Source organism: Nitratireductor sp. GZWM139 (assembly GCF_030068685.1).
GTDB lineage: Bacteria > Pseudomonadota > Alphaproteobacteria > Rhizobiales > Rhizobiaceae > Nitratireductor > Nitratireductor aquimarinus.
In genome coordinates, this window is record NZ_JAMQML010000011.1 from 86,289 (window position 1) to 106,510 (window position 20,222).

At 61.4% G+C, this 20,222-nt stretch carries 22 protein-coding genes; 12 read left to right on the plus strand and 10 right to left on the minus strand.

The annotated features are described in order from the left end of the window. The first annotated feature begins 216 nt into the window (after positions 1-216). Complete coding sequence (locus NDI72_RS14540) at positions 217-576, plus strand: Hpt domain-containing protein (protein WP_113155368.1); 360 nt, start codon at positions 217-219, stop codon at positions 574-576. Between the two features lie 155 nt (positions 577-731). Next, positions 732-1,052 (plus strand): 2Fe-2S iron-sulfur cluster-binding protein, encoded by a 321-nt coding sequence (locus tag NDI72_RS14545; RefSeq protein ID WP_113155367.1) that lies wholly within the window; start codon positions 732-734, stop codon positions 1,050-1,052. 79 nt (positions 1,053-1,131) lie between these two features. Here NDI72_RS14545 and NDI72_RS14550 read toward each other — a convergent pair whose 3' ends face one another. Further along, on the minus strand, positions 1,132-1,761 hold the full coding sequence (locus NDI72_RS14550) for a DUF922 domain-containing Zn-dependent protease (RefSeq protein ID WP_349632275.1): 630 nt from the start codon (positions 1,759-1,761) through the stop codon (positions 1,132-1,134). A 152-nt stretch (positions 1,762-1,913) separates the two neighbouring features. Between NDI72_RS14550 and folP the strand changes: the two genes are divergently transcribed. Genes folP through folK form a run of 3 tightly spaced genes read left to right on the plus strand, consistent with a single transcriptional unit; the run spans position 1,914 to position 3,669 of the window. Further along, positions 1,914-2,759: a dihydropteroate synthase gene (gene folP / locus NDI72_RS14555; protein WP_283800801.1), complete on the plus strand. Its 846-nt coding sequence runs from the start codon at positions 1,914-1,916 to the stop codon at positions 2,757-2,759. A gap of 7 nt (positions 2,760-2,766) precedes the next feature. Then, positions 2,767-3,126: a dihydroneopterin aldolase gene (gene folB, locus NDI72_RS14560; protein ID WP_206552784.1), complete on the plus strand. Its 360-nt coding sequence runs from the start codon at positions 2,767-2,769 to the stop codon at positions 3,124-3,126. Then, entirely contained in the window at positions 3,127-3,669 is a 543-nt protein-coding gene (folK, locus tag NDI72_RS14565; RefSeq protein WP_283800802.1) for a 2-amino-4-hydroxy-6-hydroxymethyldihydropteridine diphosphokinase, read from the plus strand. Between the two features lie 42 nt (positions 3,670-3,711). Here folK and NDI72_RS14570 read toward each other — a convergent pair whose 3' ends face one another. The 4 genes from NDI72_RS14570 to NDI72_RS14585 form a co-directional block, all read right to left on the minus strand. Continuing rightward, complete coding sequence (locus NDI72_RS14570) at positions 3,712-4,257, minus strand: hypothetical protein (protein WP_283800803.1); 546 nt, start codon at positions 4,255-4,257, stop codon at positions 3,712-3,714. A 206-nt stretch (positions 4,258-4,463) separates the two neighbouring features. Next, positions 4,464-5,528, minus strand: a complete 1,065-nt coding sequence (locus tag NDI72_RS14575) for a YcjF family protein (protein WP_113155361.1) — start codon at positions 5,526-5,528, stop codon at positions 4,464-4,466. Then, on the minus strand, positions 5,525-7,003 hold the full coding sequence (locus tag NDI72_RS14580; protein WP_283800804.1) for a YcjX family GTP-binding protein: 1,479 nt from the start codon (positions 7,001-7,003) through the stop codon (positions 5,525-5,527). Before NDI72_RS14580 ends, NDI72_RS14575 begins: the two co-directional genes overlap by 4 nt. A gap of 79 nt (positions 7,004-7,082) precedes the next feature. Then, positions 7,083-7,592: a SixA phosphatase family protein gene (locus tag NDI72_RS14585; RefSeq protein ID WP_283800805.1), complete on the minus strand. Its 510-nt coding sequence runs from the start codon at positions 7,590-7,592 to the stop codon at positions 7,083-7,085. A gap of 267 nt (positions 7,593-7,859) precedes the next feature. Between NDI72_RS14585 and dksA the strand changes: the two genes are divergently transcribed. Next, on the plus strand, positions 7,860-8,276 hold the full coding sequence (gene dksA / locus NDI72_RS14590) for an RNA polymerase-binding protein DksA (protein WP_113155358.1): 417 nt from the start codon (positions 7,860-7,862) through the stop codon (positions 8,274-8,276). A gap of 202 nt (positions 8,277-8,478) precedes the next feature. Here the strand turns inward: dksA and NDI72_RS14595 are convergent, their stop codons facing one another. After that, complete coding sequence (locus NDI72_RS14595) at positions 8,479-9,396, minus strand: flagellar biosynthetic protein FliO (protein ID WP_283800806.1); 918 nt, start codon at positions 9,394-9,396, stop codon at positions 8,479-8,481. Positions 9,397-9,623: 227 nt separating this feature from the next. On the opposite strand from NDI72_RS14595, the gene cckA reads away from it, so the two are divergent. After that, positions 9,624-12,209, plus strand: a complete 2,586-nt coding sequence (gene cckA / locus NDI72_RS14600; protein WP_113155356.1) for a cell cycle histidine kinase CckA — start codon at positions 9,624-9,626, stop codon at positions 12,207-12,209. Between the two features lie 93 nt (positions 12,210-12,302). Here cckA and pncB read toward each other — a convergent pair whose 3' ends face one another. After that, complete coding sequence (pncB, locus tag NDI72_RS14605) at positions 12,303-13,607, minus strand: nicotinate phosphoribosyltransferase (protein ID WP_113155355.1); 1,305 nt, start codon at positions 13,605-13,607, stop codon at positions 12,303-12,305. A gap of 321 nt (positions 13,608-13,928) precedes the next feature. Here pncB and NDI72_RS14610 point away from each other — a divergent pair, with 321 nt between their 5' ends. Continuing rightward, positions 13,929-14,198 carry a hypothetical protein gene (locus tag NDI72_RS14610; RefSeq protein WP_206552785.1) on the plus strand — a complete coding sequence of 90 codons (270 nt, stop codon included), beginning with the start codon at positions 13,929-13,931 and terminating at the stop codon, positions 14,196-14,198. A 19-nt stretch (positions 14,199-14,217) separates the two neighbouring features. On the opposite strand, the gene NDI72_RS14615 is transcribed toward NDI72_RS14610, so the two are convergent. Together NDI72_RS14615 and NDI72_RS14620 are read right to left on the minus strand one after the other, a co-directional pair. Further along, a complete protein-coding gene (locus NDI72_RS14615) occupies positions 14,218-15,750 on the minus strand; it encodes an acyl-CoA carboxylase subunit beta (protein ID WP_206546283.1) in 1,533 nt (510 codons plus the stop codon). A gap of 107 nt (positions 15,751-15,857) precedes the next feature. Next, on the minus strand, positions 15,858-16,298 hold the full coding sequence (locus tag NDI72_RS14620) for a VOC family protein (RefSeq protein WP_113155353.1): 441 nt from the start codon (positions 16,296-16,298) through the stop codon (positions 15,858-15,860). Positions 16,299-16,525: 227 nt separating this feature from the next. On the opposite strand from NDI72_RS14620, the gene NDI72_RS14625 reads away from it, so the two are divergent. From NDI72_RS14625 to NDI72_RS14640, 4 genes are read left to right on the plus strand one after another with little or no spacing between them, the layout of a single operon-like run. Then, positions 16,526-17,122 (plus strand): cold-shock protein, encoded by a 597-nt coding sequence (locus NDI72_RS14625; RefSeq protein WP_113155352.1) that lies wholly within the window; start codon positions 16,526-16,528, stop codon positions 17,120-17,122. 34 nt (positions 17,123-17,156) lie between these two features. Next, on the plus strand, positions 17,157-17,684 hold the full coding sequence (locus NDI72_RS14630) for a DUF192 domain-containing protein (RefSeq protein ID WP_206546282.1): 528 nt from the start codon (positions 17,157-17,159) through the stop codon (positions 17,682-17,684). A gap of 24 nt (positions 17,685-17,708) precedes the next feature. Continuing rightward, a complete protein-coding gene (locus NDI72_RS14635) occupies positions 17,709-18,473 on the plus strand; it encodes an alpha/beta fold hydrolase (RefSeq protein WP_283800807.1) in 765 nt (254 codons plus the stop codon). Beyond that, a complete protein-coding gene (locus tag NDI72_RS14640; protein ID WP_283800808.1) occupies positions 18,460-19,329 on the plus strand; it encodes an alpha/beta fold hydrolase in 870 nt (289 codons plus the stop codon). The genes NDI72_RS14635 and NDI72_RS14640 overlap by 14 nt, the downstream gene beginning before the upstream one ends. Before the next feature lie 21 nt (positions 19,330-19,350). Here NDI72_RS14640 and NDI72_RS14645 read toward each other — a convergent pair whose 3' ends face one another. Further along, positions 19,351-20,151 carry an enoyl-CoA hydratase/isomerase family protein gene (locus tag NDI72_RS14645; protein ID WP_283800809.1) on the minus strand — a complete coding sequence of 267 codons (801 nt, stop codon included), beginning with the start codon at positions 20,149-20,151 and terminating at the stop codon, positions 19,351-19,353. Positions 20,152-20,222: the final 71 nt, after the last annotated feature.

A 20,222-nucleotide genomic window follows, 5' to 3' on the forward strand; every position in this document is an offset into this window, starting at 1 on the left:
GACCTCGTACTCCGACACTATGCCCAAATTGAGCCAAGCGTATCGTAATGGGACATCGCGCTGTTGAAAACATCCAATCAGCCGGATGTGTAAAAGTTTAAACATAAGGTTAACGTGGTTTTTGGCGAATTACTCATTTTGCACCGATGCCGTTAACCCGTTGTCCATCCGGGATTAATAGTGTGTGAAGGGTGACGTTGGGGGAAGTAAAGTCGGATGCCGGCAAACATTAAGGCCGAAGCCCCGGGCAGGGTGAGGGAACTGGGGCCGGAAGGGCTTCCTCTCGATATGGAACACCTGACCCGGCAGACGCTCGGAGACAAGGCCCTGGCGACCGAGGTGCTGAAACTGTTCCAGACACAGACACTTGGGCTTGTGGATCGCATGGAGGCGGCAGACATGCGCAACCGCCGCGAGCTGGCCCATGCGCTGGTCGGTTCGGCCCGGGGCATTGGCGCGTTCCGCGTTGCCGAATGCGCCGCGCGCATCGAAAAGGGCGAAACCGGTCCGGGCGAAATCATGCACCTGTCGAGCCTCATCGACGAAGTGCATGAATTCATTTCATCTTTATCCTGATCAACCCGCTGCGGCATCGCCGACAGATTGCGTTTCCCGATCAAAGCCAATATGTGAAGCGCCAAGTCTTGGCGTCGGGTGCGTTCGAACAGGGCCGGAGTGCCCGCTTCATGCTACGCGACGAAACGCTTTCACTATTCTGCCGGGAAACTTGCATGCCGAAAATCTCCTACATCGTCCCCGATGGCACACGCTTTGACGTAGAAGCCGAGAATGGCTCCACTGTCATGGAAAACGCCATCCGAAACGCCGTTCCGGGCATTGAGGCAGAGTGCGGCGGCGCTTGCGCCTGCGCCACGTGCCATGTCTATGTGGATGACCAGTGGGCGGAAACGGTCGGCCAGCCGGAGGCCATGGAAGAGGACATGCTGGACTTCGCCTATGAAGTGCAGCCCACTTCGCGCCTTTCCTGCCAGATCATTGTTCGTGACGAGCTTGACGGTCTCGTGGTGCGCATTCCCGAGCGGCAGGCCTGATTTTCAGGCGTGCTGGCGGAAGGGGGCGGGTGCCAGCCTCTGCCCCTCTGCCCGCGGTCGCTTCAGCGGGGGCTCCGGTTTAGCCGGGATTGCGCCCGCGTTCGAGCTGCTCCAGCCGATAGTTGAGGAGGCGCATCAGCCTCCATTCAAAATTCCCGCTTTCAATACGGTCGAAGCGCGCCTGCGCTGCATCGTGTGCATTCAGCGTTTTCTCGGTGATTTTTTCGGCGCGTTCCTGAAGCGCCTCGCAGGAAGCGCGTGGCCTGAGCCGGGCCACATCTTCCTCGATCTTGCGGGCATAGCGCTTTGCAATGCCAAGATGGCTTTCTTCGTGCCGCTTGATGTCTTTCGAAAGCGTGTCCCAGATCAGCGCGGTTTCGGGCTCGGCGCGCTTGCGGTTTCGCCAGCGCGGCAGGAAGACCTGCGCATCCACCGAAACATTCACGGCGGCGATCCGGCAGCGCCTCTCATCTTCCTCGTAAGTGATCTTGGTTTTGAACTCCATGCGCGTCGCGCCCGGGTGCCGTTGCCCGGTGCTTTGCACTTCCGGGCCGCGGGAGCGCAGCTGCTCCTCAATCTCTCCAAGCGTTTTCCCGCCGATGGAGAAATAGCTGTAGCTGCGCGAAATATCGGCGCTTGCTGCTGGAAGAACGCTGGCAGCCATAAGGACAGGCGCCAGAAAGGTGAGAGTAAGCGTCGTGCGTTTCATCATGTCTCCGATACTCACCCTGCGACCTTGGCTGAGCGATGGCAACCCCGGATCGGCGGAGCGCCGACTCAATCTGTTCACCACATTGCGGTTGATTTTGGCGGCAATGAGCCGCAAAAACGCCTGATTGTGATCCGGAGGCCAAAAGCCCGATGACCATTCCGACATGGAAGCTTGCCCACGGGCGCGAACTTGCGCTTGGACCGGAAGCGATTGTGATGGGGATTCTCAACGTCACACCGGACAGTTTTTCCGATGGCGGCGCGTTTCTGGATGCCGATCATGCGCTTCGTCAGGCCGAGAGGCTCGTGAGTGAGGGCGCGCGAATCATCGATATTGGCGGCGAATCCACCCGTCCCGGCAGTGAACCGGTCTCCGCTGCCGAAGAGCAGGACCGCATCCTGCCGGTGTTCGAGGCCCTTGCCGGTCGCGACGATGTTTTGCTCTCCGTCGATACCTACCGGGCCGAGACCGCGCGGCTCGCAGTCACCGCCGGCGCGCATATCGTCAATGATGTGTGGGGCCTTCAGCGTGAGCCCGACATTGCCGAGGTTGCCGCTGCAACCGGTGCAGGCCTTGTCATCATGCATACCGGCCGCGAGCGTGAGAAGCTCCCCGATGTGATTGCCGATCAGTTCGCGTTCCTGCGCCAATCGCTTAAAATCGCCAGTGGGGCAGGGGTGCGCGATGAGCAGATCATGCTCGACCCCGGTTTCGGCTTCGCCAAGGATGTGGATGAAAACATCGAGATCATGAATCGCTTTGGCGAACTCTCGGGTCTTGCGTTTCCGCTGCTTGTCGGTACATCCCGCAAGCGTTTCGTTGGTGCGATAACCGGTCATGAGAAGGCCGAAGACCGCGATGCGGGAACCGCAGCGACGAGTGCGCTGTTACGAATGAACGGTGCAGCCGTTTTCCGGGTGCACAATGTCGCAATCAACAGGGATTCGCTAAAGGTGGCGGATGCTATGCTGGCGACCAGAGAACGGGCCGGGTGAGGCGATGATGTATGTGATCCGGATGATGAACTGCGCTTTCTTCGCGCGGCATGGCGTCCTCGACGAGGAAGAGAGGCTGGGTCAGCGTTTCTATGTCGACGCGGTTCTGACGGTGGAGCCCGGTCGGGCCCTGAGCGACGATTCCCTGGAGGGCACCGTCGATTACGGGGCGGCCTTCAAGGTCATCGAAGAGATTGTTGCCGGCAAGCGGCGTTTTCTCATCGAATCGCTGGCGCTTGAGGTTGCCAGGGCGCTCTGCGCCCGCTTTCCCGAGATCGCCCGGTCCGACATCACGATCCGCAAGCCGAATGCACCGGTTCCGGGTGTTCTCGACTATGTCGAGGTTTCGGTGGCCTGGCCCCAGTAAATGCCGAAAACGCACGATGCCTATCTTGGTCTGGGCGGCAATATCGGAGAGCCGCGCCGGGCAATGCAGCTGGTCCTGCAGGCGCTGGATGAGCGCGCGGATACTGCAGTTCTTTCGGTTTCCGCGCTCTATCGCACGCCGCCCTGGGGTGTGGTCGATCAGCCGGATTTCCTGAACGCCGTCGCTCTGGTGCGCACCGAACTCGCACCCCACGCCCTGCTGGAGGAATGTCTGTCCATCGAGCGCGCGCTCAAGCGTGTTCGCGCCGAGCGCTGGGGGCCGCGCCCCATTGATGTGGACATTCTGCTTTATGGCGATCTGAGCATTGATGATGAAGGCCTGACCATTCCCCATCCGCGTATGGGCGAGCGCGCCTTTGTACTGGGTCCGCTGTCCGAGATCGCGCCGGGGATCGAGATTGACGGTCAGATGATCGAAAGCCGCCTTGCGACGCTCGATCAGGCCGGCATGGAGCGCATTACCGCCGATGGCGGCTGGTGGCGCAGCCCACCAAACAACCCGACAAACAAAAAGAGCGGCTGACGGCCGCTCTTCTTTCAGTCTCTGATTTCTGGGCCCGCGTGACTACTGGCGGGCAATGGCTTCAAGGCCACCCGATTTGGTGCGCTTCAGCTTCATGCCGATCACCGGGACCATGTCATCTTCCACCTGCACGGAGATGGTGATGTGCATGGTGTTGTTGTCGCTGATGCGGGCACGCATCGCGCCACTGAGCGACGAGCGGTGCAGTGCAAACACAACGTCCTTCCCCATCACCTTGCCGCCCGTGACATCCAGCCCCTTGCCGGCTGCACCGTCGAGGAAGGTGCCGCGATAGTCGGAACCGGTGAGAACCACATTCGCTTTCATGGGCTGGTTGAAAACGCCGACACGGCAGCTTCCGTCGAGCGCCATGCCGATTTTCTTGTCCGGCGTGCCGCCGTCGAAATTGCAGACGAACTTCGTGCCCTTGTATTTGCCGGCCACGATTTCACCCGGACCGGACCAACTCCCCTCGACAGTCTGGAAAAAGCGCCGCTCCTTCTCTGAAGCTTCCGCCTTGCCGGCGAGGCCGGAGATCGGAGCTGCTGCCGCCGTCAGAAGAGCAAGCCTGAGCGCGAATTTAAGCATGAGCGAAGTGACCAAACTTGTTTGAAACTGGGAACTGCGGGGAATCTTGCCGCAGATTGGTTAAGGCTTTGTCTACCATGTCCCGGCTTCTGTTTGGAGACGGTTCCCGCTTCAAACCTCGGTTGCAATGCACGCTGCCGGTCGGGTGTGTCTTTTCGGACTCACCCAAAAGAGGCAGCAGCCGTCCAGCTTGGGTGCTCACAAGCCTATGCCTTCGGCGCTTCCTTCTTGTCTTTTTCGCTTGATGCAAAGCTTGTCAGCGCTTTCAGGAAATCACCGACGCCGGGGCGCTGCAGGGCCGTGAATGGCAGAGGGCGGGCCGCGTCCATCGCTGCGATGCCGATCCGCGCCGTCATCATGCCGTTGACGACGCCTTCACCGAGCTTGGCGGAGAGGCGGGCTGCAAGCCCGTGTCCCACCACCTGCTGCACCAGTGTCTCGCCAGCCGCCATGGAACCGGTGATGGCCAAATGCGTGAAAATGCTGCGCACCAGCCGCATGAAGCCAAGGAAGCCCGGACGACCGCCATAGAGGTCGGCGATGCGGCGTGTGAGCCTTGCTGCTTCGAAGAGCACATAGATGATGTCGACCAGCGCACGCGGAGAAACGGCTGTCACCACGGAAACGCGCTTGGCCGCGTTCAGCACCTGCTGGCGGGCGGCGGCATCCAGCGGGGCCAAAAGCTCCTTCTCCGCCACGGTCAGAAGATCCGCGCCGTCGATGACATCGTCTTTCAGGCTTTCAAGCGTTGCGCGTCCGGCTGCCGTTTCCGGCTTTCCGGCGAGAAGCCCCATCAGGTGGTCGACCGTCTTGCGCGCCTCTTTGGCATCATTGCGTTCGATGGCGTCGGCGGCGTCCCGGCGCATCGTCTCGATTGAGGCAAGCCGCATGATGCCCAGCGCTTCGCGGGTCAGGATGGCGATGAAGGCGGTGAGCCCGATCGCAGCCACGCCAAGCGCCAGCCATCCCAGCCAGTCTGCGCGGTTGTAAAGGTCGCGGATCAGCTGATCCGTCCACAGGCCGATGGCCAGCGACAGGAGAACGCCGAATGCGGCGAAGAAGACCCGTCCCAGAATGGAGCGCCGGCGTGGCGGGATCGGCGGGGGATCTGCGAGCGCCATGTCCTGTTCGGCAAAATAGTCTTCACTTTCGGCGACCACCGCCACGGCGTTGCCGGGGTCGATGGCCTGCGGCTTTCGCTTCGGCGCCGTCTTTTCAGGCTTCTCAGGCTTTGGCGGGTCCACGCGGAAGGATGCGGGCGCTCTGCTCATGCGAGATGGTCTCCGACGAGAAATTCAAGGGCCCGGTCAAGCCGGATATGGGGTAGCGACAGGGTGACGCCTTCCGCCGTCTGCTCAAGCCGGGGCGGGCGGAAGCGCACGAAGCGGATCGGATGGTCCGGCGGGCTGTCCGACCCGTCTTCCGCTTTCTTCTGCTGAAAGATCAGGCCGGGCTTTTCCGGCAGGTCGCCGGGAAAGATTGCGGTTTCGGTTTCGCCGTCAAATGTCTCACCGGCAATGGTCTCGCCGGCCAGCGGGGTGCCGATGATCACCGGCAGCGTTTCCTTGCCCTGCCGAACCGTGCCTTCGCGTGTGGCCCGCACGGCGGCCATGGCCAGCACATCCACTGCCGCACCTGAAAAATCCGCACGCGCGATGGCGCGGTCGGCCAGCCGCCGCACAATGGCCTGCAGGCGGTCATGGCTTTCATGATGAATGTGATCCGCCTTGGTCGCCGCCACCAGAATGCGGTCGATGCGGTGGGCGAAGAGCCCCGTCAGCAGATTGCCGCGTCCCTGTCGAAAACACGACAGGATCTCCGTCAGTGCGCGCTCCAGATCGGTCACGGCTTCCGCACCCGCATTCATCGCCTGCATCGCGTCCACAAGCACGATTTGCCGGTCCAGCCGTGCAATGTGGTCGCGGAAGAAGGGGCGGATGACATGCGTCTTGTAGGCCTCGAAACGTCGCTCCATCATCGCGTGCAGCGATCCTGGCTTGTGTTTCTTGCCCGGCGCGACCTCGAGCGGCGCAAAGGTCAGCGCCGGCGATCCTTCCAGATCGCCCGGCATCAGAAAGCGTCCCGGCGGCAGTGTCGAAAGCGCCCTGTGGTCGGCCTTGCAGGCGCGCAGATAGGTCGAGAAGGCTTCGAACAGCCGCCGCGCGGTCATCTCGTCGGCTGGCGCGTCCGGGTCAATCCCGCTCGCCATCTCACGCCATTCGGCTGAAAGTTCCGCGCGGACGGGCAGGCGCGCCATCTCCATGGCCTCCTGACAGAACGTGACGTAATCCTTGCCGAGAAGCGGCAGGTCGAGCAGCCATTCTCCAGGATAATCAACGATGTCGAAGGAGAGTTTTCCGCGCGACAGGAGCCGGTTCCAGGCGGACGCGGACTCGAATTCCACCGTCAGCCGCAGTTCTGAAATGGCGCGCGTGGACTCCGGCCAGATGCGGCTTTCGACCAGGGCTGCGATGTGGTCCTCATACTGGAAGCGCGGCACCGCGTCGTCCGGCTGGTGCTCCAGATAGGCTTTGGATATCCGCCCCGATTTCTGGGCGTCGAACATGGGCAGCCGCCCGCCATGCAGCAGATTGTGAATGAAGGCGGTGATGAAAACCGTTTTGCCGGCGCGGGACAGCCCTGTCACGCCGATCCGCAGCGAAGGCGAAATCAGACCGGCAGCGCGTCCGGTCAGCGTGTCGAAGGCGATCCGCGCTTCGTCGGAATATGTCGTCAATGAAGCCAAGAGGCGAAATCCTCAAAAATCGCAAGACCTTGCATATAGGAAATCAAGCCTGTGATTGAAGAGCCGCCGGCAAGGCCCGTTATCCGCGGTCGGGGCGCAGGAACATGTCGAGACGCCCGCTTCTGCGCTCGATATCGGCCAACGCGCCGGGAAAGCTGATGACTGCAAGCCCGCATGTGGGGAAGCCGGAAGAGGCGGCCTGCGTGGCCTCGGCGTCGCCGCCTGATGAGAGCTCGTAAGCCAGGTCTTCCATCATCGGGTTATGTCCCACGACCAGAATGGTCTCTGCCTGCGGCGCTTCGCGCACTGCGAACAGATAGTCGGTCGCGTCAGAGTTGTACAATTCGGCCAGGAATTGCGTCTCCGGTTTCTGATCCAGCATGGTGGACGAAACGCCATCCAGCGTTTCGATGGCGCGTCTGGCCGTCGAGCAGAGGATCAGGTCGGGGAGGAGGTGGATTGCGCGCATCCGTTTTCCCAGCGCCCTTGCGTCCTCTTGCCCCGATGCGGTGAGCGTGCGGTCAAAATCGGACATGCCGGGCGCCGCCCAGCCAGCTTTTGCATGGCGAAGGAGAAGAAGCCGCGTCATATCACGAAATCCTGATCGATGGCGCTGAAAACGCACCTGAACGGGTTGGAAATGCCCTCAAACTGCGCGATTTCGGCTGCATTTTTCCCTCCGCAATGGCTTTTGAAGCTAAATGCAGACTTTATACGCATCCACAGCCCCGGGTAGAGCGGATTCACTTTTTCCGCTGCATTTAACAAAAGCGTGAAAGAGGCAGCCTTTGTGCTTGTGGTTGTGGAGGTGCGCTAATATATAGGCGCGGGCGAAAAAACATCCCAGGGTGACTCGATGAATGAGCTCAGTAATGCTGAATATGTGCCCACCGAGGACGAGCCCTTCATGAATGATCGCCAACGCTCGTATTTTCGTGCGAAGCTACAGCGTTGGAAGAGCGACATTCTCAAGGAGGCGCGTGAAACCCTCGAGGCGCTACAACAGGAAAACGCCAATCACCCCGATCTCGCAGACCGGGCGTCGTCGGAGACCGACCGTGCAATCGAATTGCGCGCGCGTGACCGTCAACGCAAGCTGATTTCCAAGATTGACGCTGCCTTGCAGCGCATTGAGGAAGGCACCTACGGTTACTGTGAGGAAACGGGGGAGCCGATTTCTCTGAAGCGGCTTGACGCGCGGCCGATCGCTACCTTGTCGATCGAGGCGCAGGAGCGTCATGAGCGTCGTGAAAAAGTTTATCGCGACGACTGACTGGCAGACAAAATAACGATTAGGGCGTTAGCCCAGTTTTGTATGCGCCACGCCGCCGCGGCTGGCGCTTTTTCTTTGCCTGTTTTCCGGTTTGCCGACGCCCGCGCACTTTGGTTTTCGGGCATCAGCTTGGATGTATGGCCTATGGCCTGCCCATCCCGCCTTTGCGCAGAGATCGGGCAAGCGAGACGTTTCTAAAAACCTAGTGCTTCTGTTCCGAGAGTTCTTCCAGAAGCTTGCTCATTTCATCTTCGAGTGTGTGTTCGCTCACCGGCTCTTCGATGTGGTCCCGCCGCGGAGCCTCGTCAGATCGCGTTTCCACGGGAGGATCGTTGCGCGTGGTGGGCATGGCCGCTCGCGGGGCGGATGCGATATGAGTGCGTTCCACATAGCGCTCGTCAGGTTCTGCAGGGCGCACATCTGTCGCTACCCTCTCGGGTGCAGCCGCGCGCAGCGGTGTAGCCATGCCAGCCAGCCGCGCTGGCTCCGGGGCGGTCGCGGAAGGCAGGGTGCGATGGTCGTGGTTCGGCGATACCGGCAACGGCGCTGGCCTCACGGGAATGGGCCGGGGGATGGACCGGCGCTGTGGCGCTTGTTCGCTGAGCGTCGGTGTGCGCTCGGCAATCTGAATGCTGGGCTCCGGCTCCGGTGCAGGCGGCTCCACCTCTCGCCGGGACTCTGCCGGGGCCGGCTCGGGAACCACCCGTTGGCGAGTTTCCGGGCGCTGGCGTGTTTCGGGCCGGGGCATTTCCGGCTCTGGCATTGCGCGCGGAGCCGGCTCACTCTGCCGCTGCGGCGCGACTGGCTCAATCCGCGCTGGGAGCTCTTTCCCGATATTGGCCTCGACGACAATGTCGCTGGGGCCACCGATCAGGATCAGATGTTCCACGTCGTCGCGGCGAACGAGCACAAGACGGCGATGATTGTCGACCGGTGTGGCGTCGGTCACCGCCAGCCTTGGCTGCTTGCCTCTGCCTCCGGAGATGAACGTGCCTGCCGTAAAGCGCCGGTTCACCCGCACGAACACGAGAAGCACTATGGCGATTACAATGAGGATTATGGTCCAAAGGGCCGCAGTCGCGTTTGCTTCTCCAAAAATCCCCACGAGCCAGTCGCGCATTCGTTTACTCCAGTTTCCGTCAGATCAGACAAGGTATGCGTGTCACGCCATGGCAGCAAGCCGCCAGCAAAACTGTGGCCATTCAACAGAACATTTCGGGCAAAGAAAGGCGATTTGCGTTTCGATTACACGTGTGCGCTTGCAGATGGCGGGAGCCCTGATATATCCCGAATGGGTCGGGTTCGCGTGGAAGCCGGCGGGAATTGGGCGCGATAAACGGGAAACGCATGGCCAAGCAGACCGGGGGAGAAATCCACGCAGCACCGATCGTCGACCAGAGTTCGCGACCCGGTGCCATAACGCGGCTAATCATCTTCATTGTCGTACTGACGCTGTCTGCGGTTGCCTTCTCCGTGTTCCGCGACCGGCTGGGCGACCCGTTCCTGCTGGGACTTCTGGGCGTTCTGGCGATGATCGGGGTGGGATTCCTGTTCGCAACGGCGATCGGCTTCGTGCAGGTCGCGCCGCGTTCGGCAGGCAGTGAACTCTCCAGGGCCTTTGTTGATTCCATGGAGGAGGGCCTCGTGGTTGCAGACACCAAGGGCCGCATCCTCTACGCAAACAATGCTTATGCCCAAATGACCGGTGCGACATCAGTTGCCGACGTGAAGACGGTCGATGGTCTGCTTTCAGACAATCCCGAAGCCGCGCCGGTGATCGAGAAGCTCGCCGCCGGTCTGCGCGATGGCCGGGCAGGGGATGGCGAGTTCCGTCTGACCCGTTCGATCCGTCCGGGCGGTGAACTGGGCGCGCGCTGGTACCGCACCTGGGCGCGTATTTTCAAACTGCCGGGATACCGTCAGCCGGTCTCCGCCTGGCAGATTGCCGACATTTCCGAGGAGCGCGCCGAGCAGGAACGCTTCTTCCTCGATCTCCAGAAGGCTATCGATCATCTCGATCACGCGCCGGCAGGCTTCTTCGCTGCCGACCCTGATGGCCGCGTCACCTATATCAACGCGACGCTCGCCGAATGGCTGGGCATCGATCTCGCCAATTTCGTGCCCGGCGCGGTTCGTCTGCCGCAGATCGTTGCCGGCGACGGCATGGCGCTGGTCAACGCTGTGAAGGCCGATCCGGGAACCGCACGCAATGCGGTGATCGATCTCGATCTCTCCACGATGGGCGGCGAGGTTCTGCCGGTGCGCTTCATGCATCGTGTCATGGCAAGCCGCGAAGGTTCTTCCGGTCCGACCCGCACCATCGTGCTCAACCGGCAGGTGGGCGAGGACGCCTCTGCGGATCTGCGCGCTTCCGAGGTTCGCTTCACCCGCTTCTTCAATTCGACGCCGATGGCCATTGCCTCGGTCGACCATGACGGGCGCATTCTGCGCACCAATGCGCCGTTCCTCTCGCTGTTCTCCCAGGTGGTCGACAGCGATGCGATGGAACGCCAGGTGCGTCTCGATGCCGTCATTCACGAGAATGACCGTGAGGCCTTTGCCAACGCTCTGGAACGGGCGAAGCACAGGCAGGCCGAGATTGCCCCCATCGACACCGTTCTGCCCGATGATGCCGAGCGGCATGTGCGCTTCTACGTCAATCCCGTCGTCGATCATGATGGTGCAGAAGGGGCCGAGGAAGCGGCCATCGTCTATGCCGTGGAGACCACCGAGCAGAAGGCGCTCGAAGCGCAGATGGCGCAGAGCCAGAAGATGCAGGCCGTGGGCCAGCTTGCCGGCGGCATCGCGCACGACTTCAACAATGTGCTCACCGCCATCATCATGGCTTCGGACCTGTTGCTGACCAATCATCGCCCGTCCGATCCGTCTTTCCCGGACATCATGAACATCAAGCAGAACGCCAACCGCGCCGCATCGCTGGTGCGCCAGCTTCTGGCTTTCTCGCGTCGCCAGACGCTTCGCCCGGAAGTGCTGAACCTGACCGACGTGCTGGCGGATCTGCGCATGCTTCTGGCGCGTCTGGTCGGCAACGAGGTGTCGCTTTCCATCGAGCACGGACGCGACCTGTGGCCGGTCAAGGCCGATATCGGCCAGTTCGAGCAGGTCATCGTCAACCTGACGGTGAACGCACGCGACGCCATGCCCGAGGGCGGGCAGCTGACGGTGCGCACGCGCAATATCTCGGCCGATGAATGCGCGCAGTTCCCCTATCGCGAGCTGGCAGTCGCAGATTATGTGGCCGTCGAAGTTTCCGACACCGGCACGGGCATTGATCCCGAGACGATCCGCAAGATCTTCGAGCCGTTCTTCACGACCAAGGAAGTGGGCAAGGGAACCGGTCTCGGCCTCTCCATGGTCTATGGCATCGTCAAACAGACCGGCGGTTTCATCTTCTGCGATTCCGAGCTGGGCGAGGGCACGACCTTCCGCATCTTCCTGCCGCGTTACATTCCAAGCGAGGCGGAGAAGGCGGCCGAGGAGGCAAATGCTGCAGCTGAAAATGGCGCCGCCAAGCCAAAGGAAGAAAACCGCGATCTCTCCGGCTCAGCGCGGGTGCTCCTGGTTGAAGACGAGGATGCCGTGCGCATGGGCAGCGTGCGCGCGCTCTCCTCGCGCGGCTACGAGGTGCATGAGGCGAGTTCCGGCGCGGAAGCGCTGGAGATCTTCAACGAGCTCGACGGCAAGGTGGATATCGTCGTTTCCGACGTGGTTATGCCGGAGATGGACGGTCCCACGCTGCTCGGCGAACTGCGAAAGGTGCAGCCGGACATCAAGTTCATCTTCGTCTCCGGTTATGCCGAAGACGCCTTTGCGAAGAACCTGCCGGAAGATGCGCAGTTCGGCTTCCTGCCCAAGCCCTTCTCGCTCAAGCAGCTTGCAACGGTGGTCAAGGAGATGCTGGAGGAAGGCTGAGACCGGCCCGTTTCGGCTCAATCAAAAAAGAAGGGGTGACTGGCAATGTGCCGTCACCCCTTTTTCTTGTCTCAGGCTCTGAAATTCCTGACCCTAGACCGAAACCGTGCGCCTCACACGGTTCTGCGTGCCGAACAGATCGATGTAGCGCTGGATCTCTGCTGGATCGCCGGTTGCCTTTTCCGGGTTGTCCGACAGTTTGACGGCGGGCCGGCCATTGGCCTCGCTCACCTTGCAGACCACGGAAATCGCCTTCAGCCCGTTGATTTCCGTAGGGGCGCAGTCCTCGAAATCATTGGTCAGGTTGGTTCCCCAGCCAAAGGCCATGCGAACCTTGCCCTGGAAGTGGTGGTAAGCCGCCTCGATGGTCTCGACGTCGAGACCGTCGGAGAAGATCAGGAGCTTGTCGCGCGGGTCTTTTCCGTGTCTGCGCCAGAATTCCATGATGCGCTCGCCGCCTTCGATGGGCGGTGCGCTGTCGGGGCGGAAGCCGGTCCAGTCGGCCACCCATGGCGGTGCGTTGCGCAGGAAGGATTCGGTGCCGAAGGCATCCGGCAGGACGATCAGAAGATTGCCGCCATAATAGCTCTGCCAGTCTTCCAGCACCCGGTAGGGGGATTCCAGAAGTTCCCTGTCGGTCTTGGCAAGTGCGGCCAGAACCATGGGCAGTTCATGCGCATTGGTGCCGAGCGCTTCCAGATCCGTGTCCATCGCCAGAAGCACGTTGGATGTGCCGGTGAAGGAATCGCCGATCCCCTCTTTCAGGGCTTCCACGCACCAGCGCTGCCAGAGGAACGAATGGCGGCGGCGTGTGCCGAAATCGGAAATCTTGATTTCCGGCAGCTTTTTCAGCCGCTCCACCTTGGACCACACCTTGGCCTTTGCGCGGGCGTAAAGCACATCCAGCGCGAAGGGGCCAAGCGAACGCATGGCCGCGCGCGAGCGCAGCTCGTTGATGATGGTCAGCGCCGGGATTTCCCACATGGTGGTTTCCATCCAGCGGCCATGGAAATGCAGTTCATACTGCCCGTCGCGGCGGGTGAGTTCGTATTCCGGGAGCCGGAAATCGGCCAGCCATTTGAGGAATTCCGGCTGGAAGATCTGCTTGTGGCCGTAGAACGTGTTGCCGGCGAGCCAGATCATCTCCTTCTTGGTGAAGCGGATGGCGCGCGCATGGTCCAGCTGTTCGCGCAGCTCGCCCTCATCGATCTCGTCTGCCAGAAGAACCGTCTTGTTGCGGTTGATCAGCGAGAACGTCGCGTCGACCTTCGGATAGAGGCCCCAGATCATCTGCAGCATGAGCAGCTTGTAGAAATCCGTGTCCAGCAGGCTGCGGCAGATCGGGTCTACCTTCCAGGCGTGGTTGTAAACGCGTCGCGCGATATCGGTTTTCGGCATGGTATGCGTGTATCCTGCGAGTAAAGGCCACCGTTTCGCGGCATTCGTTCGGTTGGGCAGACCACAACGGCAGGCCACGATTGTCAACGACTACGTGATCCACTTTCGCGATCTTGCGACGAAAACCACACATGAATTCAACGACAAGTCGTTGAAGTTCAGTCAGGCCCCATGGCCGGATCGGGCGTGGTTAATCGCCCGTTAACGAAAGGGGCGAACACTGATTGCCGGGAGGAGCCCAAGGAGGTGACGATGTTCAACTCTGGATCCACCCACTATGGCCGGTCACTGGCCGGTGCATTTGCCCTGATCACTTTCATCATGTGCCCGTATCCTGCCGAGCCCCATGAGGCTCCGACCGGATGGCGCTACCCCTATGCCTGTTGCTCGGACCGGGACTGCCGCACCGTCTCCGATGCAGCGGTGACCGAAGGCCCGGAAGGCTATGTCATCAAGGTGACAGGCGAGGTTCTGCCTTACACCGACAGGCGCGTGCGCAACTCGCCGGATGGCGTGTTCCACTGGTGTTCGATGGCCGGTCAGGAAAACAGCCGCACCATCTGCCTGTTCGTGCCGCCCCGCGCATTCTGAAAGGACCGTGCTGCACCGCCTAAAGCGGGATGTTGTCGTGCTTCTTCCAGGGGTTCTGGAGGTCCTTGTTGCGCAGCATTCTGAGCGCGCGGGCGATGCGCTGCCTGGTCGAGTGGGGCATGATGACTTCGTCCACATAGCCCCGCTCGGCGGCCACGAAGGGGGAGAGAAAGCGATCCTCATACATCTTCGTGTGCGCCGCGATTTTTTCGGGATCGTCGATGTCCTTGCGGAAGATGATCTCGACCGCGCCCTTTGCGCCCATCACCGCGATCTGCGCGGAAGGCCAGGCATAGTTGATGTCGCCGCGCAGATGTTTTGACGCCATCACGTCATAAGCGCCACCAAAGGCCTTGCGGGTGATGACGGTGATCTTCGGCACCGTGGCCTCCGCATAGGCGAAGAGCAGCTTCGCGCCGTGTTTGATCAGACCGCCATATTCCTGCGCGGTGCCGGGCAGGAAGCCTGGAACATCGACGAAGGTGACGATCGGGATGTTGAAGCAGTCGCAAAAGCGCACGAAGCGGGCAGCCTTGCGCGAAGCGTCGGAATCGAGAACGCCCGCCAGCACCATGGGCTGGTTTGCCACAAAGCCCACCGTGCGGCCCTCGACACGCCCGAAGCCGGTGACGATGTTTTTGGCGAAGGACGCCTGAATCTCGAAGAAATCCGCCTCGTCGCAGGTCTTCAGAATGAGTTCGCGAATGTCATAGGGCTTGTTCGCATTGTCGGGCACCAGCCGGTCGAGCGAATGATCCGCCTCGGTCACCGACTGGAAGCACTCCACTTCCGGCAGTTCCGCCGTGTTCGATGTGGGCAGGAAGTCAATCAGGCGGCGCATCTGCAAGAGCGCCTCCACATCATTGTCATAAGCGCCGTCGGCGATGGACGACTTGACCGTATGCACCGATGCGCCACCGAGCTCTTCTGCCGTCACGGTCTCGTTGGTCACGGTCTTCACCACGTCCGGACCGGTCACGAACATGTAGGACGTATCGCGCACCATGAAGATGAAATCGGTCATGGCGGGGGAGTAGACGTCACCGCCGGCGCATGGGCCCATGATGACAGAAATCTGCGGAATGACGCCGGAGGCGAGCACATTGCGCTGGAAGATCTCGGCATAGCCGCCGAGTGCCGCCACGCCCTCCTGGATGCGCGCGCCGCCGGCATCGTAGAAGCCGATGATGGGTGCGCGATTCTTCAGGGCCATCTCCTGAACCTTGACCACTTTCTCCGCATGCGCCTCTGAAAGAGACCCGCCGAACACGGTGAAATCCTTGGCGAAAACGAAAACCGTGCGGCCGTTGACCGTGCCCCAGCCGGTCACCACGCCATCACCCGAGATGCGGCTCTTTTCCATGCCGAAATCTGTGGAGCGGTGCTCGACGAACATGTCGAATTCTTCAAAAGAGCCTTCATCGAGGAACGCCTCGATGCGCTCGCGCGCCGTCAGCTTGCCCTTGGCGTGCTGGGCGTCGATGCGCCTTTGGCCTCCGCCTTCACGCGCAGCGGCGCGGCGGCGTTCCAGCTCGAGAAGAACCTCTTTCATGCTTGTCTCCCCCAAAGGCGATAAACGGTTCTCATGCTGGTAGCATGGCCGCATCGACAGGCAAATACGCCGTGCGTCCTAGATGACGCACGGCGCGTTTGCAGATTTTACCAGCTGCCCGTGTTTTCCATGGAAGCCCAGGGCTCCATCGGCTCCTTCGCACCGCCTTTCTGCAGCAGTTCGATGGAGATGCCGTCGGGCGAGCGCACGAAGGCCATGCGGCCATCGCGCGGCGGGCGGTTGATGGTGACGCCGGCCTTCATCAGGCTGTCGCACAGGGCGTAAATGTCGTCGACCTCATAGGCGAGGTGGCCGAAATTGCGCCCGCCATCATAATCTTCCGGATCCCAGTTATAGGTCAGCTCCAGCAATGGAGCGTGCTCGTCGGCAGCGCGCGCGCCGTCGGCGGGAGCGGAGAGGAACACCAGCGTGTAGCGGCCCTTTTCGCTCTCGGAACGGCGCACTTCGGTGAGGCCGAGCTTGTTGCAGTAGAAGTCGAGCGATGCGTCGATATCCTTGATACGGACCATCGTGTGCAGGTAGCGCATGTTTCCTCTCGCTTGCTGGTTTACGTATGCGGTACGGGCATCCTACCCGCGCCATCCGGCAATGTTGCACGTTAACCAATTGTGCCGCACTGCCGAAGACCTTCAAATCCAGTTGTTTTCACCTGTTGTTGAAAATCAGAAACTGGGTCTTGCTATGCCACAAAGCGCAAATGCTATCTTCGAACTACACAGTGAGTCGGGCGGACTTGAAAAAAAGGCTTGATGGGATGGACGACAAGTCCTCGACAACCAAGAGGTACGAGGCTGGCGGTACGGCGCCAACGGCGGATGACGCTACGGAAGCCATTGAGCTGGTGGAGATCACCGGCGCGATCAAGTGGTTTGACGTGGCGAAGGGCTATGGCTTTATCCTCCCGGACGACGAAGAGCATGGAGATGTGCTACTTCACGTAACCTGCCTGCGCAAGGACGGCTTCCAGACGGCGCTGGAAGGCGCCCGGATCGAATGCCTCGCCCGACAGGGCGACAAGGGCCTTCAGGCCTTCAAGGTCGTTTCTATCGACCTGTCGACTGCGGTGCACCCGAGTGAGGATCAGGAGCCTCGGACGCATGTCACGGTGGCTGCGGAAAGCGGTCTGGAGCGTGCACTCGTCAAATGGTTCAACCGCACCAAGGGGTTCGGCTTCCTGACCCGCGGCGAGGGGACCGAGGATATTTTCGTCCACATGGAAACGCTGCGCCGCTACGGCGTGACGGAACTGCGCCCCGGCCAGGTTGTGCTGGTGCGCTTCGGGCGCGGTGAAAAAGGCCTTATGGCTGCCGAAGTCTACCCCGATCTTGGCACGCTGAATGCCGCGCACTGATCATTGCGCGGCCCTTTTCACGAGAGTGCCGCCAATGTCGCATTTTTCCTTCCAGCCGGTTGAGGCTTTTCGTTCGTTGAGCCAGCGTGTCCTGCAGGCGTTTCTCGCGTCTGTTTTCCTGATTTTTCTCGCCGCTGTCGCTTCTGCGCAGGGATCGGCCATGCGCCTGCCGGTCGATCCTGAGCCGCTTGTCGCGGTCACGGCGGCGGGCGAGGTGCGTTTCGACATTGAAATCGCCGACGAGGCGCATGAGCGCCAGCGTGGGCTCATGTTCCGTCAATCCATGCCGCAGGATCGCGGCATGCTCTTCATCTTCCCGGCAGAGGGCCGTCAGGGGTTCTGGATGCAGAACACACCGCTGCCGCTTGATCTTCTTTTCGTGGCGGCTGATGGCACGGTTCGGGCGATTGCGCCCGGCACGCCGTTCTCCACCGCTTCCATCTCGCCGGACGTCGAATCCCAATTCGTGCTTGAACTGGTCGCCGGAACCGCGCAGAAGACGGGGATCGAGGTCGGTGACCGTTTGCGCCATCCGCGCATAGAGGCCGCCGGCGCCCAATAGTCAGCAAGGGCGATTTTCCGGAAAATGAAGTCTTTCCTCCATGACGGGTTCGAGCTCGCTTTCATTGATGAAGGCCAGGGCGATCCCATTCTCCTCATTCACGGCTTTGCCTCCACGCATTTCGTCAACTGGGTTGCGCCGGGCTGGGTGAAGACCCTGCGGGATGCGGGCTTCCGCGTCATCGCGATCGACAATCGCGGCCACGGAAAATCTGCCAAGAGCCATGACAAGGCGGATTACACGCCCGGTAAGATGGCGGGTGATGCAGCCGCTCTGCTCGATCATCTGGGCATCGGGAAGGCGCATGTGATGGGCTATTCCATGGGCGCGCGCGTCTCCGCTTTTTTGGCGCTTGAGCACCCCGAGAAGGTCGCCACGCTCATCCTTGGCGGGCTTGGGCGCGGCATGATTGACGGCGTTGGAGAGTGGGACGAGATCGCCGAAGCGCTTCTTGCCGACGATCCGGAGAGCATCACCTCCGAGCGCGGCCAGATGTTCCGCAAATTCGCCGATCAGACAAAGAGCGACCGCATTGCGCTCGCCGCCTGCATCGCCACGTCCCGCGAACTCCTGACCGCCGAAGACGCCGCGACGATTGCCCAGCCGACGCTGGTTGCCGTTGGCACCGTCGATGACATTGCCGGTTCGCCTGAAGGGCTGGCCGATCTGTTGCCTAACGGCACGGCATTTGCGATTGAAAGACGGGACCACATGCTGGCGGTGGGCGACCGGACATTCAAGGCGCGCGCGCTGGCGTTTCTGGAGGAGCACCCTCTTGATCGAACGTAAGGCGATTTCCTTTGTCGGGGCCGAAGGCAACAGGCTGACCGGCGATATCTGGGATGGCGGCGGGCAGCCCGTCGTTTTCCTGCATGGCGGCGGGCAGACACGGCGCGCCTGGGATGCCACGGCGCGTGAGGTTGCCGAGCGCGGCATGCGCGCCATCTCGGTGGACCAGCGCGGCCATGGCGAGAGCGCGTGGGTCGAAAGCGGCCGCTACGGATTTCACCATTATGGCGAGGATGCCGCTGCCATCTTCCGTCAGGTCCATGAGCAGTTTCACATCAGGCCATCAGCCGTTGGCGCGTCGCTTGGCGGTCTGGCGTCCCTGACAGCGGAGATGCGGGACGGGCCGCTTCTTGATGCGCTCGTGCTTGTCGACATCACGCCGCGCCTCGATCCCAAAGGGGTGAACAAGATCCAGGGTTTCATGGGCGCGCGCATGGAAGAGGGCTTCGCATCGCTTGAAGAGGCTGCCGATGCAATCGCCGCCTATCTGCCGCACCGCGCGCCGCGTCGCTCGCTGGAGGGCCTGCGCAAGAATCTGCGGCAGGATGAGGATGGCCGCTATCGCTGGCACTGGGACCCCGCCTTCATCAAGGGGGCCGAGAGCATCAATTATGGTGCGGAAGCGCTGATGCAGGAGCTGCTTGCGGGCCTGCCGCAATTGAGCCTGCCGGTGCTTTTGGTGCGTGGCATGCGTTCGGAACTGGTGCAGGAAGCGCATGCCCGGGAGTTCGTTTCCCTTGCGCCTGCGGCTTCCTATGTGGATGTCGGCGGGGCCGGGCACATGGTGGCCGGCGACCGCAACGATGTTTTCGCAACCGAGATCCTGAAGTTCCTGTGCCGCGACGAGGCGGCCTAGAGCATTTCGCGGTCAGGCCGGTCAGCGTCCTGCAAAATGGGGCGGCCGGCGTTCGCGAAATGCGCGCCGGCCTTCCGCATAATCCGCACTTTCGAACGTGACGTCGCCGAGCGCCTGAGCGCGTTCGGCTTCCTGCGTGTTGCAGGTCAGAGCCGCCGAAATCGAAACCTTCGATGCGCGGATGGAAAGCGGGGCATTGCGGGCAATGGTTGCTGCAAGGTCCGTGGCCCGGCTGATCAGCACGTCAGAAGGCACGACCTCCAGCAGGAACCCGCATTCGCGGGCGCGCGCCGCATCGATCCGCGCGCCGGAAAAGGTGAGGTAGCGCGCCATCTGTGCGCCTGCCGTGGCCACGATGTCGCCCATCGCCTCCACCGGATAGGCAAGGCCGAGCCGCGCTGCCGGTACTGAAAAGAGCGCATCGGGCGAGGCTATCCGCAGGTCGCAGGCCGCAGCAAGGCCAAAGCCGCCGCCGAAGCAGACACCGGAGATAGCCGCAATGGTCGGCAGATGCGTGTTGCGAATGGCTGCAAACGCGCCGGCATTCAGCATTTCGTAGCTGCGCGCGGTTTCCGCATCGCGCCGCACCGTGTCGAACTCGGAAACATCCGCGCCCGCGCAGAAATTGTCGCCCGCGCCGCGCAGAAGCAGAACGCGCACCGTGTCGTCGGCCTCCAGTTCACCGACCAGATCGATCATCGATCGCCACATGGCCTGTGACATCGCGTTCATCTTTGCTTCCCGGGAGATCAGAATGGTCGCGATGCCATTCGAGCGGGAAACACGTAAACCTGCCTCATTTTGCTGCGATTGGACCGTCATGCATCAATTTTCCTGTAGCTGCTGTCACAGTTTTTTGCGGTTCAATTACCTTGGCTTCTGACGTATGTTTG